The organism is Streptomyces sp. NPDC046197, from assembly GCF_040646295.1.
GTDB lineage: Bacteria > Actinomycetota > Actinomycetes > Streptomycetales > Streptomycetaceae > Streptomyces.
Map to the genome: position 1 here is coordinate 78,406 of NZ_JBEYZY010000005.1, position 14,773 is coordinate 93,178.

General features: G+C 72.0%; 16 protein-coding genes. 12 read left to right on the plus strand and 4 right to left on the minus strand.

Going from position 1 to position 14,773, the window contains the following annotated elements:
* Positions 1–24: 24 nt before the first annotated feature.
* Both AB0A61_RS09040 and AB0A61_RS09045 read right to left on the minus strand, forming a co-directional pair.
* On the minus strand, positions 25–1,176 hold the full coding sequence (locus AB0A61_RS09040) for a dihydrodipicolinate synthase family protein (protein ID WP_361288488.1): 1,152 nt from the start codon (positions 1,174–1,176) through the stop codon (positions 25–27).
* On the minus strand, positions 1,173–2,324 hold the full coding sequence (locus AB0A61_RS09045; RefSeq protein WP_361288491.1) for a Gfo/Idh/MocA family oxidoreductase: 1,152 nt from the start codon (positions 2,322–2,324) through the stop codon (positions 1,173–1,175). Before AB0A61_RS09045 ends, AB0A61_RS09040 begins: the two co-directional genes overlap by 4 nt.
* Before the next feature lie 352 nt (positions 2,325–2,676).
* Here AB0A61_RS09045 and AB0A61_RS09050 point away from each other — a divergent pair, with 352 nt between their 5' ends.
* The 3 genes from AB0A61_RS09050 to AB0A61_RS09060 all read left to right on the plus strand — a co-directional run bounded on the left by AB0A61_RS09050 (position 2,677) and on the right by AB0A61_RS09060 (position 5,602).
* Entirely contained in the window at positions 2,677–3,723 is a 1,047-nt protein-coding gene (locus tag AB0A61_RS09050; protein ID WP_361288493.1) for a LacI family DNA-binding transcriptional regulator, read from the plus strand.
* A 100-nt stretch (positions 3,724–3,823) separates the two neighbouring features.
* Positions 3,824–4,756 (plus strand): helix-turn-helix domain-containing GNAT family N-acetyltransferase, encoded by a 933-nt coding sequence (locus AB0A61_RS09055; protein ID WP_361288496.1) that lies wholly within the window; start codon positions 3,824–3,826, stop codon positions 4,754–4,756.
* 45 nt (positions 4,757–4,801) lie between these two features.
* Entirely contained in the window at positions 4,802–5,602 is an 801-nt protein-coding gene (locus AB0A61_RS09060) for a sugar phosphate isomerase/epimerase family protein (RefSeq protein ID WP_361288499.1), read from the plus strand.
* 18 nt (positions 5,603–5,620) lie between these two features.
* Here the strand turns inward: AB0A61_RS09060 and AB0A61_RS09065 are convergent, their stop codons facing one another.
* Positions 5,621–6,037: an ATP-binding protein gene (locus tag AB0A61_RS09065; protein ID WP_361288502.1), complete on the minus strand. Its 417-nt coding sequence runs from the start codon at positions 6,035–6,037 to the stop codon at positions 5,621–5,623.
* A 133-nt stretch (positions 6,038–6,170) separates the two neighbouring features.
* On the opposite strand from AB0A61_RS09065, the gene AB0A61_RS09070 reads away from it, so the two are divergent.
* The 7 genes from AB0A61_RS09070 (at position 6,171) to AB0A61_RS09100 (ending at position 10,579) form a co-directional block, all read left to right on the plus strand.
* Positions 6,171–6,989: a helix-turn-helix transcriptional regulator gene (locus tag AB0A61_RS09070; protein WP_361288505.1), complete on the plus strand. Its 819-nt coding sequence runs from the start codon at positions 6,171–6,173 to the stop codon at positions 6,987–6,989.
* Complete coding sequence (locus AB0A61_RS09075) at positions 6,986–7,231, plus strand: DUF397 domain-containing protein (RefSeq protein ID WP_361288508.1); 246 nt, start codon at positions 6,986–6,988, stop codon at positions 7,229–7,231. Before AB0A61_RS09070 ends, AB0A61_RS09075 begins: the two co-directional genes overlap by 4 nt.
* A gap of 164 nt (positions 7,232–7,395) precedes the next feature.
* On the plus strand, positions 7,396–7,893 hold the full coding sequence (locus AB0A61_RS09080) for an SAV_915 family protein (protein ID WP_361288511.1): 498 nt from the start codon (positions 7,396–7,398) through the stop codon (positions 7,891–7,893).
* Positions 7,893–8,198 carry a DUF6317 family protein gene (locus AB0A61_RS09085; RefSeq protein WP_361288514.1) on the plus strand — a complete coding sequence of 102 codons (306 nt, stop codon included), beginning with the start codon at positions 7,893–7,895 and terminating at the stop codon, positions 8,196–8,198. The genes AB0A61_RS09080 and AB0A61_RS09085 overlap by 1 nt, the downstream gene beginning before the upstream one ends.
* Positions 8,195–9,484, plus strand: a complete 1,290-nt coding sequence (locus tag AB0A61_RS09090) for a hypothetical protein (RefSeq protein WP_361288517.1) — start codon at positions 8,195–8,197, stop codon at positions 9,482–9,484. The genes AB0A61_RS09085 and AB0A61_RS09090 overlap by 4 nt, the downstream gene beginning before the upstream one ends.
* Positions 9,462–9,989, plus strand: coding sequence for a hypothetical protein (locus AB0A61_RS09095; RefSeq protein WP_361288520.1), 528 nt, complete (start codon positions 9,462–9,464; stop codon positions 9,987–9,989). The genes AB0A61_RS09090 and AB0A61_RS09095 overlap by 23 nt, the downstream gene beginning before the upstream one ends.
* Before the next feature lie 95 nt (positions 9,990–10,084).
* Complete coding sequence (locus AB0A61_RS09100) at positions 10,085–10,579, plus strand: hypothetical protein (RefSeq protein ID WP_361288523.1); 495 nt, start codon at positions 10,085–10,087, stop codon at positions 10,577–10,579.
* Here the strand turns inward: AB0A61_RS09100 and AB0A61_RS09105 are convergent.
* Positions 10,536–11,456 carry an EamA family transporter gene (locus AB0A61_RS09105; protein ID WP_361288526.1) on the minus strand — a complete coding sequence of 307 codons (921 nt, stop codon included), beginning with the start codon at positions 11,454–11,456 and terminating at the stop codon, positions 10,536–10,538. The genes AB0A61_RS09100 and AB0A61_RS09105 overlap by 44 nt on opposite strands.
* A gap of 97 nt (positions 11,457–11,553) precedes the next feature.
* On the opposite strand from AB0A61_RS09105, the gene AB0A61_RS09110 reads away from it, so the two are divergent.
* Both AB0A61_RS09110 and AB0A61_RS09115 read left to right on the plus strand, forming a co-directional pair.
* Positions 11,554–12,471: a LysR family transcriptional regulator gene (locus tag AB0A61_RS09110; RefSeq protein ID WP_361288529.1), complete on the plus strand. Its 918-nt coding sequence runs from the start codon at positions 11,554–11,556 to the stop codon at positions 12,469–12,471.
* A gap of 334 nt (positions 12,472–12,805) precedes the next feature.
* Positions 12,806–14,638 (plus strand): glycoside hydrolase family 3 N-terminal domain-containing protein, encoded by a 1,833-nt coding sequence (locus AB0A61_RS09115; protein WP_361288531.1) that lies wholly within the window; start codon positions 12,806–12,808, stop codon positions 14,636–14,638.
* The last annotated feature ends 135 nt before the right edge of the window (positions 14,639–14,773 follow it).

The following is a 14,773-nucleotide window of genomic DNA, read 5'->3' on the forward strand; positions in this document are numbered from 1 at the left end:
AGCGCGAGAGGTCTCCGGCCGAGCTCACTGGTCCACCCCGTACAGCGACAGCAGGTTCTTCATGCGTTCCTCCGCGAGCCTCGGGTCCGGGAACAGGCCCAGGCCGTCGGCGAGTTCGTAGGCGCGCGCGAGGTGTGGCAGCGAGCGGGCCGACTGGAGGCCGCCGACCATCGTGAAGTGCGCCTGGTGGCCCGCAAGCCAGGCCAGGAAGACCACACCCGTCTTGTAGTAACGGGTCGGGGCCTGAAAGAGGAGGCGTGACAACTCGACGGTCGGATCCAGGAGTTCGCCGAAGCGGGTCGGGTCGCCCGTGTCGAGGGCCCGGACCGCCTCCGCCGCCAGCGGGCCGAGCGGGTCGAAGACGCCGAGCAGCGCATGGCTGAAACCCTTCTCGTCCCCCGCGATCAGCTCGGGGTAGTGGAAGTCGTCGCCGGTGTAGCAGCGCACCCCCTGGGGGAGACGGCGACGGAGGTCGATCTCCCGCCGGGCGTCCAGGAGGGAGATCTTGACGCCGTCGACCTTGCCGGGGTGCGCGGCGACGACCTGCAGGAAGGTGCCGGTGGCCGCGTCGAGGTCGGTGGACCCCCAGTAGCCCTCCAGCGCCGGGTCGAACACCGGGCCGAGCCAGTGCAGGATCACCGGGGCGGACGCCTGGCGGAGCAGAGGGCCGTAGACCTCCAGGTAGTCCTCGGGGCCGCGGGCGGTGGCCGCCAGGGCGCGGGAGGCCATCAGGATCGCCTGGGCACCGGCCTCCTCCACCACGGCGAGCTGCTCCTCGTAGGCGGCGCGGATCCCGGCGAGGGACCCGGCGGTGATCTGGTCGGTGCCGACGCCGCAGGCGATACGGCCGCCGACCGCCTTCGCCTCGGCGGCACTGCGCCGGATCAGCTCGGCCGCGCCGGCCCAGTCCAGGCCCATGCCGCGCTGGGCGGTGTCCATGGCCTCGGCGACACCCAGCCCGTGCGACCACAGGTGGCGGCGGAAGGCGAGGGTGGCGTCCCAGTCCACGGCGGCGGGCGAGTCGGGGGACACGTCCGCGTACGGGTCTGCGACGACGTGGGCGGCCGCGAAGACCGTGCGGGAGGTGAAGGGGGTGCCCGGGGTGGGCGCGAGCGGCTCGGTGGTGGGCTCGTGGGCGCGCAACCGGCCGTGTTCGTCCGGCAGATGGAGGGTCACGGGGAGATCTCCGGTACGTCGATACGGCGGCCTTCCGCCGAGGACTTCAGGCCCAGCTCGGCGAGCTGGACGCCGCGGGCGCCGGCGAGCAGGTCCCAGTGGTAGGGGGCGTCGGCGTAGACGTGCTTGAGGAACATCTCCCACTGGGCCTTGAAGCCGTTGCCGAACCCACCGTTGTCCGGCACTTCCTGCCACTGGTCGCGGAAGGCCTGCGTGGCGGGGACATCGGGGTTCCACACCGGCCTGGGGGTGGCGGAGCGGTGCTGGACGCGGCACCCGCGCAGCCCCGCGACCGCCGACCCGTGTGTCCCGTCGACCTGGAACTCGACGAGTTCGTCCCGGTCGACCCTGACCGCCCAGGAGGAGTTGATCTGGGCGACGGCGCCGCCTTCGAGCTCGAAGATGCCGTAGGCGGCGTCGTCGGCGGTGGCGTCGTAGGGCTTTCCCCGCTCGTCCCAGCGCCGCGGGATGTGCGTGGTGGCCAGGGCCTGGACGGAGGTGACCCGGCCGAACAGTTCGTGGAGCACGTATTCCCAGTGCGGGAACATGTCGGCGACGATGCCGCCGCCGTCCTCGGCGCGGTAGTTCCAGGAGGGGCGCTGGGCGGCCTGCCAGTCGCCCTCGAAGACCCAGTAGCCGAACTCGCCCCGGACGGACAGGATCCGGCCGAAGAACCCACCGTCGACGAGCCGCTTCAGCTTGAGCAGACCCGGCAGGAAGATCTTGTCCTGGACCACTCCGTGCCTGATGCCGGCCTCGGTGGCCAGCCGGGCGAGGTCCAGTGCGCCGGCCAGCCCGGTCGCGGTGGGCTTCTCGGTGTAGACGTGCTTGCGCGCGGCGATCGCCTTCTTCAGCGCCTGCTCACGGGCGGAGGTGATCTGCGCGTCGAAGTAGACGGCGACGGCCGGGTCGGCGAGGACCTCGTCCAGGTCGGTCGAGAAGTGCTCCAGGCCGTGCCGTTCGGCAAGCGCCCTGAGCGCGTGCTCGCGGCGGCCGACCAGGACCGGTTCCGGCCACAGCACGGTGCCGTCGCCGAGGTCCAGTCCGCCCTGCTCGCGCAGGGCGAGGATCGACCGGACGAGGTGCTGGCGGTGGCCCATGCGTCCGGTCACGCCGTTCATGGCGATCCGTACCGTCCTGCGTGTCACGTCGGTCCCTCCGCCGGTCCCTTCGTCGGTACGCCGTCCGCGCGCCGCGAGCGCCTCGCCGTGACCCGGGTGTTCGCGTGGGATCCCTGGTCGCCGGGAGCGGGCCGGGTCATGCGTGCCCAGTGGAGCAAGCCGGGCAAGCGGAGCCAAGCGGGGCAAGCGCTTTCTCCCGGGAAAAACCTAACCTTCGGTCAGAGACGGGACAAGTCCGCGTCCGGGCCGTGTTGTTCGAGGAGGCGAACAACCGGGGCCGGGAGCCGTAAGGTCTGGCACGACACCGCGGCCGTGGACGGTGGCCGGGGAGCGGTGTTCGAGGGACGTACGACGAGATGCGCGACCGGAGGACGACGACATGACGGTGACCCTGGCGGACGTGGCGGCCCGCGCCCAGGTCTCGCCCGCGACGGTGTCGCGCGTACTGAACGGGAACTACCCCGTGGCCGCCGCCACCCGGGAGCGGGTGCTGAAGGCGGTCGACGAGCTGGACTACGTGCTCAACGGGCCCGCCAGCTCGCTCGCCGCCGCGACCTCCGACCTGGTCGGCATCCTGGTGAACGACATCGCCGACCCGTTCTTCGGGATCATGGCGAGCGCGATCCAGTCGGAGATCGGCGGCCCGGGAGGCCGGGCGGGCGGGGAACGGCTGGCCGTCGTCTGCAACACGGGCGGCTCGCCGGAGCGCGAACTGACGTACCTGACCCTGCTGCAGCGGCAGCGGGCGGCGGCGGTCGTGCTGACCGGCGGCGCCGTGGAGGACGCGCCGCACGCCGCGGCGGTCGGGGCCAAGCTGCGCAAGCTGACGGACGCCGGGACGCGCGTGGTGCTGTGCGGGCGGCCGCCGGCCCCGGACACCCGGGCGATCGCGCTCGCCTTCGACAACCGCGGCGGCGCACGCCAGCTGACGGAGCACCTGACCGGGCTGGGCCACCGGCGGCTCGGCTACATCGCCGGCCCGGAGGAGCGCACGACGACCCGCCACCGTCTGGAGGGACACCGCGCGGCACTGACGGCGGCGGGGATCGAGGACGATCCCGCCCGGACCGTGTATGGGCGGTACGACCGCAGGTCCGGCTACGAGGCCGCGCTGGAACTCCTGCGCCGGGACCCGTCCCTGACGGCGGTCGTCGCCGCGAACGACTCCGTCGCGCTGGGCGCGTGCGCCGCGCTGCGGGAGTCCGGGCGGCGGATCCCTCAGGACGTGTCGGTGGCGGGCTTCGACGACCTGCCCTTCAGCCTCGACGCGGTGCCCTCCCTGACGACGGTGCGACTGCCGCTGGCGGAGGCGGGGGCACGGGCCGGGCGGATCGCGATGGGCCGCGAGGAGCCGCCGCCCGGGGGGATGGCGACCGTGCGGGGCGAGCTGATGGTGCGGGGGTCCTCGGGGGTGCCCCGGGGGTAGACGGCCGGGCGTGGACGGGCGGCCCGCCCCGGTCTAGCCTCGGTCACGGGTACCTCTGACTGAGTCAACCATCGGACCATCGGACCACCGGGGCCGCACCATGACCGTCCAGGACATCCGCGCCTTCAACCGCTTCTACACCAACGTCATCGGCGCCCTCGACTACGGCCGCCACCTCTACGCGCCCTACACCCTCACCGAGTCCCGGGTGCTGTACGAACTCGCGCACTCCCCGCGGACGGACGCGGCCGACCTGCGCGCCGAACTCTCCCTGGACGCCGGGTACCTGAGCCGCATCCTCAACAAGTTCGAACGGGGCGGGCTGGTCGAGCGCAAGCCGTCCGACAGCGACCCGCGCCGCCGGCGCGTCACGCTCACCGCCCGCGGGCGGGACACCGCCGACCTGCTCGACGAGCGGGCGCGGGAGACCGTCGGTTCGCTGCTGGCCTCGGTGCCCGTGGCCGAGCGTCCTCGCCTGACGGAGGCGATGCGCACCGTGCGCGAGATCCTGTCGCAGGGGCGGGCGCCCCGGCGTGAGGACGTCACGCTGCGCGATCCGCGCCCCGGCGACCTCGGCTGGATCGTGCAGCGCAACGCCGCGGTGTACGCCGCCGAGTACGGCTGGAACGCCGACTACGAGGGGCTGGTCGCGAGGATCGTCGCCGACTTCGCCGAGGACCACGACCCGCACCTGGAGCGGGTGTGGATCGCCGAGTTCGCCGGGCGGCCGGTGGGATGCGTGATGTGCGTGCGGGACGAGGCGCCGGGCGCCGCACGGCTGCGGTTGCTGCTGGTCGAGCCGGAGGCGCGCGGCCTGGGCATCGGCGACCTGCTGGTGCGGGCCGTGATCGGCTTCGCCCGTGGTGTCGGGTACCGCGAGCTGGTGCTGTGGACCAATTCCGTGCTCGCCTCCGCCCGCCGCGTCTACCAGCGCCACGGCTTCGTCCTCGTCGCGGAGAAACCGCACCGCTCCTTCGGCCAGGACCTGGTCGGTCAGGACTGGCGGCTGGGCCTGCGCGCGGCGCCCGAGTGACCGCGAGGGGGCGGGACGGGCGTACGGCGAGTAGGGTCGCTGTGTATGAAGCTGGCCTTCTCCACCCTCGGTGTCCCCGGCCTGCCCGTACCGGACGTGGTCCGGCTCGCGGCGGCACACGGCTACCACGGTGTCGAACTGCGCGCGCACCCCGAGGAGCCGGTCCATCCCGGTCTCGGTCCCGGTCAACGGGACGAAGTGGCCGCGGAGTTCAAGGCGGCCGGTGTCGAAGTCCTGGGACTGGCCGGGTACGTGCGGGTCGCCGCACCGGGGGACGACGGCACCGTGGTCGCCGAGATCCACGAACTCCTCGAACTGGCCCGCGCCCTGGGCGCCCCCTACGTCCGCGTCTTCCCCGGCGGCGTACCGGAGCAGCCGCGCCAGGAGGCCGACGCCGTCGCCGCCCGGCGCCTGGGCACGGCCGCCGAGTACGCCGCCGACCTCGGCGTGCGCATCCTGCTGGAAACCCACGACTCGCACCGCACCGGCGCCGACGTCATGCGCGTCCTCGGCCTGGTCGGCCACCGCCAGGTCGGCGCCCTGTGGGACGTGATGCACACCTGGCTGGGCGGCGAACAGCCCTCGGACACCTACGCGGCACTCTCGCCGTACCTGGGGTACGTCCAGGTCAAGGACATCGCGTCGGCCGACGACCCGACCCCGCTGCCGCTCGGCTCCGGCGTGCTGCCCCTCGTCGAGTGCGTGGAGCTCCTCTCCCGTCACGGCTGGGACGGCTGGCTGTGCTGGGAGTACGAGAAGCGGTGGTACGAGGCGGCGCCCCCGTTTACGGACCTCCTCGGCGCCGGACGGGAGCACCTGAGCCGACTGCTGAACGAGTCGGCGTGAGCCCCGGGCCCGGGCCCTTCAGACCAGGACCCGGGCCCACACCGTCTTCCCGACGCCCCGGTCCCTGATCTCCCAGCTGTGCGCAAGCGCGGCGACGAGCAGAAGTCCGCGGCCGGAGGTCCCCTCGGGGTCCGGGTCCGCCGGGACCGGCCGTTGCGGGCAGGCGTCGGACACCTCGACCTCCACGGCCTTCTCGCCGTCGTACGTCATCGCGACCTCGAAGTGGCGGCCGGGTACGCGGCCGTGGCGTACGGCGTTCGTCGCGAGCTCCGAGAGGACGAGTTCGACGCTCTCGCGGGCGTCGGCGGGCACGGCCCAGGAGCGCAGCACGCAGCGGGCGCCGTGGCGGGCCTCGACGACGTTGCGCGGGGTGGGCGTGAAGCGCAACCGCCAGGTGCGGTGCCGGGCGTTCACCCCGTCACTTTCTGTGTTCATAGGGATACTGTCGGCCCTGGTCGCTACCGTGAACAGTGACCGAGCGTCGACGGCTGCGTACGGTGAGTGCGGCGGTGCGCGCGTTGATCGGCGTTGAGCCGTGTAGTTGAGCCGTGTAGAGGGGGTGGCTGCGATGGCGCAGCCCGGCAGGAACTCGTCGTCTCCCGCCGCGCAGTACTTCGCGGAGGTCCTGCGGACACTGCGGGTGAAAGCCGGGTTGTCGCAGAACGAGTTGGGCGAGCGGATGGCCTACTCGGGGGCGGCGGTGAGCGCGGTGGAGACGTGCGCGAAACCGGCGACGGACGAGTTCATCGAGGCGGCGGAGAGGGCGCTGGACGCCGGGGGGTTGATTTCGGCTGCCGCCAAGTATTTGCGGTTGGAGCGGTATCCGGCTCACTTTCAGGGGTTTGTGCAACTGGAGCAGGAGGCGTTGAGTGTCTCGTCGTACTGTGTGCAGCTGATCCACGGGCTGTTGCAGACCGAGGACTACGCCCGGGCGCTGTACGACCACGCGGTTCCACCGGTGGACCCCGAGGAGGCCGAGCAGCACGTCGCCATGCGCATGGAGCGCCGATCCCTGTTCGGTCGCAGGCCGGTGGCGATGATCAGCGTGGTACTCGAAGAAGCGGCTCTACGCCGACTGATCGGCGGGCCGGAGGTGATGCGCGTCCAGTACGAGCACCTCATCGAGCGCGCCGTGCGCCCCAATGTGGCACTCCAGGTGATGCCCATGAGCCGGGCCGGACACGCGGGCCTGGCAGGCCCCATGACGGTCATCGAGACACCGGAAGAAGTCACCTTGGCCTACCTGGAGGGCCAGGGCAACAGCCACCTCGTCTCCAAGCCGGACGAGGTAGGGGTACTGTCGCGCCGCTATGCGATGATCCGAACGCAGGCCCTCGATCCCGAGGAGTCCGTTCGTCTCATCGAGCAGTTGGCAGGTGAACTGTGAGCAACCTGACCTGGTTCAAGAGCAGTTACAGCGACAACACGGGCGGCGAATGCCTCGAAGCCGCCTTCACCTGGCTCAAGAGCAGCTACAGCGACTCCAGCGGCGGTGAATGCCTCGAAGTCGCCTCCACCACCCACATACACATCCGCGACTCCAAAACCCCGTACCACCCCCACCTCACCGTCTCCCCCGCCGCATGGGCCGACTTCCTCGCCCTCGCATCCGGAAACTCGCGTCACTGAGGGCCTTGCCCCACCGGAGGGTCAAAGGATGGCCAGACGTTGGCCAAACGGCCGTATGGGTTGCGCATGCAACCCCAAGTCCGGCCTGACATAGCCGGATTTGATCCCGCGGCCGCTCGCTACTGTGGCGACGCTCAATCGGTCGCAGCCGGGAGGAGAACGGGGTGGAGGCGCCGATACCGTCGCGCATCCTCGACTATGTCGAGCCGGAGCCGCAGACGGCTTCGTCCCAGGGGGCACAGTCCCCTCGTTCACGTCTTCTCGACTACGTCGCGGCGGCGCCGCCCGCAGAACCGGTCACGGACGGCAGACCGGGGCCCAAGCCCGGCGTTCCCCCGTACCACACACCCGTGTTCGTCCCGGCCCATCCCCGCTACGCCGACACCACGGACGCCGAGGGCCGCCCCGCCCGGGTGGCGTTCATCGCGTACGAGCTGTACGCCCATCCCTCGGGCGGCACCGTGGCCTTCGCCTTCACGGAGCTCGGCAGGCTGGTGGACGCGCTGGGTGACGCCCAGCCGTGGATCGCCGTGTCGATCGGCTCCCTGGCCCAGGGCATGCGCGAGCACGGCGCCACCGTCGTCCTCGATCCGCGACTCGCCCCGGGGCAGCACAACTGGCGGCCGGAGGATCTGGCTGCCTTCGCACGGGAGGTGCGCTGATGTCCGTCGACTTCAAGGCCGTCCTGGGCGACCTCACCTCGATGTCCAAGACCTTCCACGACCAGGCCCGCGCCTACCGGGAGCTGGAGCCCTTCGTCACCCCGGCCTTTGCCAGCGGTGGCGACGCCGGGCTGGACGCCGCCATCAGGGAGGTCGGCCACCTCATCGCGGCCCTGCACTGCGGTTTCGCCGACCGGCTGGACGACCACGGCGACCGGGTCGCGAAGGCCCGTGACTCCTTCCACCGGCACGACGTGGACGTGCACGGCCTGTTCGAGGACCTGAAGTTGGAGAAGGGCCAGTGAGCGACAGCTGGGTCGGCGGCGACATCGGCGGACTGCGCACGATGGCCGACGCCTACAAGAACGCGAAGCCGAAGCTCGAGGAGGCGGTCCATCCCGTCAGCACCGCCGTCGAGCAACTGGTGCAGGATACGCACTGGAAGGGTGACGCCGCAGACACCTTCCGCGCCCAGTGGAGCGAGGACGCGATGACGGCCGGCGCCTTCGCCAGCCTCGTACAGGAGGCGGGTAAGATCCTGGGCGACCTCGTCGACGCGCTCTCCGGCTGCGAGACAGCTCTGCAGAACGCCGAGCACATAGCCACGCGCAAGGGCGTCCCGATGGGCGACAAGGGCGTGCCGCTGCAGATGGTCACGGCGAACCCGCCCAGCGCGGACGACCAGAAGACGATCTCGGCGATGACCGAGTACACCAAGGTCCGCGACGAGATCCTGCACACCGCGCAGCACGCGCGGCTGTTGGCGGCGGACAAGTTGCGGGGGCTGTACGCCCAGGTCACCGATCCGGCGAGCCCCGGTGACAAGATCACGCTCGCCGACTATCTGCGCGGCCTGTACGCCTACGACGCCGAGGACGCCCGCGCGGGCGGCGCGAAGGCCCGCACGGAGATCGACTCCGCCAAGGCCGAGGAGCGGGCCGCCAAGAAGGAACTCAGGGCGGAGCGAAGGGCGTTCCAGAAGGCGGGTCAGGCACTGCCCAAGGACCTGCCCGCCAAGGGCGCCTATGCCGACGCGGTCGCCAAGGTCAAGTCGCTTGAGGACGACATCGCCCGCGCCGACCACGGCAGCACCAAGCTGCCGTACGACCGGGTCCTCAACGTCAAGCTGGCCGATGCCGCGGAAGCGCTGCGCGCGGGCGAGAGCCTGGACAAGGTCCCGGACTTCCTCAAGGAGATCCCGGTCCTGGATGTCGCTGCTGCTGGTGCCTGCGGGCTGCTGGAAGCGTCGGCCGACCATGACGAGGGCTGGTCCTGGCAGCATGCCGTGGCCGTCGACGGCGGCGCCAACCTCGCCGGTCTCGCCGCTGGAACGGGGATCACCGCTGTTGCGGTCGCCCTCGCGCCGTTCGACGTGCCCGCCCTGGTGGTGGCCGGAGTCGGCGGGGCCGTGGTGGTGGGTGCGACCGCCGTGATCGACCATGCCTTCCACGAGCACTGGAGCGAGGACATCCACGACCACGGCGTGGTCGGTGGTGTACTGCACGGCACCGGGCACGTTCTCTCCCAGACCGGCGACGACTTCGTACGACTGAAGGATGACGTCTGGCATGGCATCAAGAGCATCTTCTGACGTTCCGGTCTCCGGGTCCCCGGTCCAGATCCCGTCGCTGCCCGGACTGGGCACCACCTGGTACGAGCGTGGCGCGCGCTACTGGCTGCGTCGTGCTCTCGGCGCAGCCGTCTGGCTCATCGTGCTGGCGTTCGCCTGCTACATCGTGATCGACCTCTACCTCGGGGCACCCCGCAGCGACATGCCGCAGCCGCTGCGAACCGTCTGGGACTGGGCGCAGGTGGTCGCGTCCTGCGTGGCCGTGGTCTGGGGATGGGTGGTGCAGCGCCGGGGTCATCGCAAGAAGCTGCTGGACCCGCCCACTCCGGCCCAGGCCCGTGCGGGCAAGCGCGACCAGTCCCGCCGCACCCCGGGGCTGGTGGTCGCCGGCCGCTTTCTCGTACTGATCGCGGCCCCCGTTCTCCCGGCGTTCATGGCCTTCGCCGTCGGCTGGCTCGTCGCCGCCTTCACCGTCCGCGAGTACCCCAGCGAGGTCGGCGCCCGGCGCTGGCTGCAGCAACGATGACCTCCGCCAAGGCCTCGCGACCATCTCCCACGGGACAAACACTGCCGTCGGCGCGCACCACCGGCCGGCGGTCCGGGGCCCGCTTCGGTGGTGTGGTGTTCCTGATCGTCGGTCTGGTGTGCCTCGGCGTCGGAGGCCGCGACTTCGCCTATGCCGCCCGGCTGGCCGGGACTCCGGGCACGTTCAAGGTGGAGTTCGCCGACCGGGTCGCGGACAACGGCCGGGGCAGCAACAGCTTTCACACGGTCTGGCACGGCACCTTCCGGTCGGCCGACGGGAGAACGACGGACACCAGGGCCACGCTCGAGGACGAGGCCGACGGGCATGGCTTCGGTGTGTCGATACCGGTCACCCGGGCCGAGGCCGACACGTACTACACCGCGCGGCCCGACTACGCCCTCGGCTGGCTGTGTCTGTGCCTGGCCGGAGGGTGCCTCGTGGCGTGTGTCCTTCCCCCGGTCCGCTTCGGCCGGCCGTTTCGCCGCGCGGACCCCGGCAACCCGGCATGGGTCCGGGCGTCCCTGCTGACCGCCTGGGGGTGCCTGATCACGTCCGGGACAGCAGGTCTCGCCGCGCTCGTGGTGTCCTGACCCCCGGGCGGCTCGAACGCCCCGAGGACGGCGTCAGCGACGTCACCGCCACCCCGCCCACCAGCAAGGCCGCCGCGCACCACCGCAGCGCGGTCACCGACTCGCCCAGGAACAGGGCCGCCGACGACATCCCGAACACCGGGACCAGGAGCGAGAAGGGGGCGACCGTGGAGGCGGCGTGGCGGCGCAGGAGCCAGCCCCAGGCGCCGAAGCCGAACACCGTGGTGATCCAGGCGACGTACAGGACGGTGCCCGCGCCCTGCCAGTCCAGGGCGCGCAGCGCGGCCAGGTCGCGGGTGGGGCCCTCCGTCAGGAGGGACAGGGCGAGCAGCGGCAGGACCGGAACCGTGCTCACCCACACCATGAAGTTCAGCGCGTCCGGTGGTGCCGCCCTGCGGGTCAGCACGTTCGACGCACCCCAGCAGGCCGCCGCCGCGACGACGAGCGCGAAGGCGCCCAGCGGACCGGCCGACCCCTCGTCGACGGCCGCCACGCCGATCCCGGCGAGCGCGACGCCCATGCCCAGCAGCCGTACCCCGGACGGCCGTTCGCCGAGTACCAGGGCGGCGAAGAGGGTCGTGAACACCGCCTGGATCTGAAGCACCAGCGAGGACAGTCCGGCCGGCATGCCCGCGCCCATTCCCACGAACAGCAGGCCGAACTTGGCGACCCCGAGGACCAGGCCCACCGCCACGATCCACCTCCAGGCCACTTTGGGACGGCCCACGAGGAAGACGGCGGGCAGCGCGGCGGCCAGGAAGCGCAGGGCCGAGAACAGCAGCGGCGGGAAGTGGCCGAGGCCGACCTCGATGACGGTGAAGTTCACGCCCCAGACGGCGGCGACGAGGACGGCGAGACAGAGATGTGCGGGTCGCATGCGTAGAGGATCACTTCCCCGGACCGTGAAGCACCAGCGATGATTTGTGCACGGTTGGATGAAGCACCACTAACCAGTGATCACCTCGGGAGGACCAGTGCTCGATCTTCAGCGCCTGCGCGCCCTGCACGCCGTGTCGGTGCACGGCAGCGTCGGAGCGGCCGCCGCCGCGCTCGGGTACACCTCCTCGGCCGTGTCGCAGCAGATCGCCAAGCTGGAGCGGGAGACCAGGACCGTACTCCTGGAACGTGAGGGGCGAGGGGTGCGGCTCACCGACGAGGCGTGGCAACTGGCCGGCACGGCGCAGAAGTTGCTGGCGATCGTGGAACGCGCGGAAACCGAGCTGGAGGAGCGGCGCGGCCGCCCGGCCGGGCGGCTGACCGTGGCCGCGTTCCCGTCGGCGGCACGGGGGCTGCTGCCGCCCGTCCTCGCCGACCTGGCCCGGCGCCACCCCGGCCTCGACGCCCGGCTCAGCGAGGTGGACCCGCACCTGTCCGTCGATCTCGTCGCCAAGGGCGCCGTCGACCTCGCGGTGGCGCACGACTGGGACATCGCGCCGCTGCCCGCGCCCGAGGGAGTGGAGCAGGCGGTCATCGGGGAAGACCTGTGCGACCTGCTCGTGCCCGCGGGCCACCGGTTCGCGGGCCGGACGGCGGTGCGGCGGTCGGAGCTCGGCGGCGAGCGGTGGGTGTGCCAGCCGCCGGGGCGGGTCTGCCACGACTGGCTGCTGCGCACCCTGCGCGCCGCCGGCCACGAGCCGGACGTCGTCCACCAGGCCGAGGAGAACCCCACGCTCGTCGCCCTGGTCGCCGCGGGTCTCGGTGTCGCGCTGATCCCGCGCCTGGGCCGCGGCCCGCTCCCCGAGCAGGTCGCCGAGGTGCCGCTGGACCCCATGCCCGTACGGCGGCTCTACGCGCTGTGGCGTACCGGGGCCGCGCGCCGCCCGGCGATCGCGGAGACGGTGCGCACCCTGCAGGAGCACTGGCCGAGGGCATCGTCCCCCGGGCCTCGTTGAGCACAGGGGTGCCAACCCGCACCGGCTTCCGGCACATCCGCGCCGCGCGGGGAACCCCCGCCCCACCGCACGCGTCCAACGCGCAGGCTGCCGGATGAGTCTGCGCGGTGCGGTGTCGGCCCTCGCTGCTGGCTGCGATCGCTGACCACCCTCTCCGCCGTACCGCGGCCGGCAGCACGCCGCCATCGGCGCGCCCCCCTCCAACAGCGCCGGTGGCGGCCCCTGCCGCTGTACCGTGCGTTCCCTTGACTGGCAGAAACTTCCCGGATATTGGTGACTCCTCGGAAGTTTCCTTCAGTGACACTCCAGCGGATCCCCTCCGGAAGGAGCGCACGTGCACGACACCGGCACGGGAAGCACCGGAAACACCGCAGGCCCCTCCAGACGTACCGTCCTGACCGCGACCGCGGGCCTCACCACGGCCCTGACGATGGGCAGCACTGCCCACGCCGTCGCCCACGACGACAGCAGGCTCCGTGGCCTCATCTCCCGGATGGAGCTGGAGGAGAAGGTCGGCCAGCTGTTCGTGATGCGGGTCTACGGTCACTCCGCCACCGACCCCGACCAGGCCGACGTCGACGCCAACCTCAGGGAGATCGGCGTCCGCACGGCCGCCGAGCTGATCGCCAGGTACCGCGTCGGCGGCATCATCTACTTCACCTGGACCCACAACACCCGCGACCCGCACCAGATCGCCGACCTGTCCAACGGTATCCAGAAGGCGTCACTCGGCCGGCCCCGCGGCCTGCCGGTCCTCATCGCCACCGACCAGGAGCACGGGATCGTCTGCCGGGTCGGCAAACCGGCCACGCTCTTCCCCGGCGCGATGGCGATCGGCGCCGGCGGCTCCCGCGCCGACGCCCGCACCCTCGGCCGTATCTCGGGCGCCGAGCTGCGCGCGATCGGCATCAACCAGGACTACTCCCCCGACGCCGACGTGAACGTCAACCCCGCCAACCCGGTCATCGGCGTGCGCTCCTTCGGCGCCGACCCCGACGCGGTGGCGGAACTGGTCGACGCCGAGGTGAAGGGGTATCAGGCGGCCCGGGTGGCGGCGACCGCCAAGCACTTCCCCGGGCACGGGGACACCGCGGTCGACAGCCACTACGGCTTCCCGGTCATCACCCACAGCCGCGAGCTGTGGGAGAAGCTGGACGCCGTGCCGTTCCGGGCCGCGATCGGGGCCGGGATCGACTCGATCATGACCGCGCACATCCAGTTCCCGGCGCTCGACGGCTCCGGCGACCCGGCCACCCTCTCCCACCCGATCGTCACCGGCATCCTGCGCGGGGAGCTCGGTTACGACGGAGTGGTGATCACCGACTCCCTCGGCATGGCGGGGGTGCGCACCAAGTACGGCGACGACCGGGTGCCGGTGCTCGCCCTGAAGGCGGGCGTGGACCAGTTGCTCGACCCGCCCTCCCTGGAGATCGCCTGGAACGCGGTGCTGAAGGCCGTAGGGGACGGGGAGCTGACCGAGGCCCGGCTCGACGAATCGATCCTGCGCATCCTGCGCCTGAAGGCGCGGCTGGGACTGTTCGAGGAACCCTGTGTCAGCGGGGCCGGCGTGGACCGGACGGTCGGCACCCCGGAGCACCTGGCCGCGGCCGACCGCATCGCCGAGCGCACGACGACGCTGCTGGTCAACGAGGACCGTCTGCTTCCGCTGTCCCCCCGCACGCACACCAGGCTCCTCGTGGTCGGCGCCGATCCCGCCTCCCCGTCGGGGACCACGGGCCCGCCCACCGGCGTGCTCGCCGCCGCCCTGACCGAGCTGGGCTTCACGGCGACGGCCCTGTCCACGGGCACCACCCCGTCGGCGGCGGCCATCGCCAAGGCGGTGACGGCGGCCCAGGACGCCGACGCGGTGGTGGTCGGGACGTACAACGTCACGGCGGGCAGTTCCCAGACGACGCTGGTGGAACGCCTCCTGGCGACCGGCCGCCCGGTGGTGGCGGTCGCCGTCAGGAACCCGTACGACGTGGCACAACTGCCTCCGGTGCGCGCCTTCCTGGCGGCGTACTCATGGACCGACGTGGAGCTGCGCGCGGCGGCACGGGTGATCGCCGGCCGGGTGCGGCCGCGCGGGCACCTGCCGGTGCCGGTGCAGCGCGCGGACGATCCGGCGCAGGTGCTGTATCCCATCGGGTACGGCCTGTCCTACTAGCCGGGCTCTCGCATCGGGCGTACGCGACGTACGCCGCGCACCCGGCGCACTCCCCCGAAAGGGCCCGAAACACCCCGCACATCTGGCGTGGCCCCGCTGCGGCGGGCCACGCTGGGCGGGGGTGGACCGGGGGGA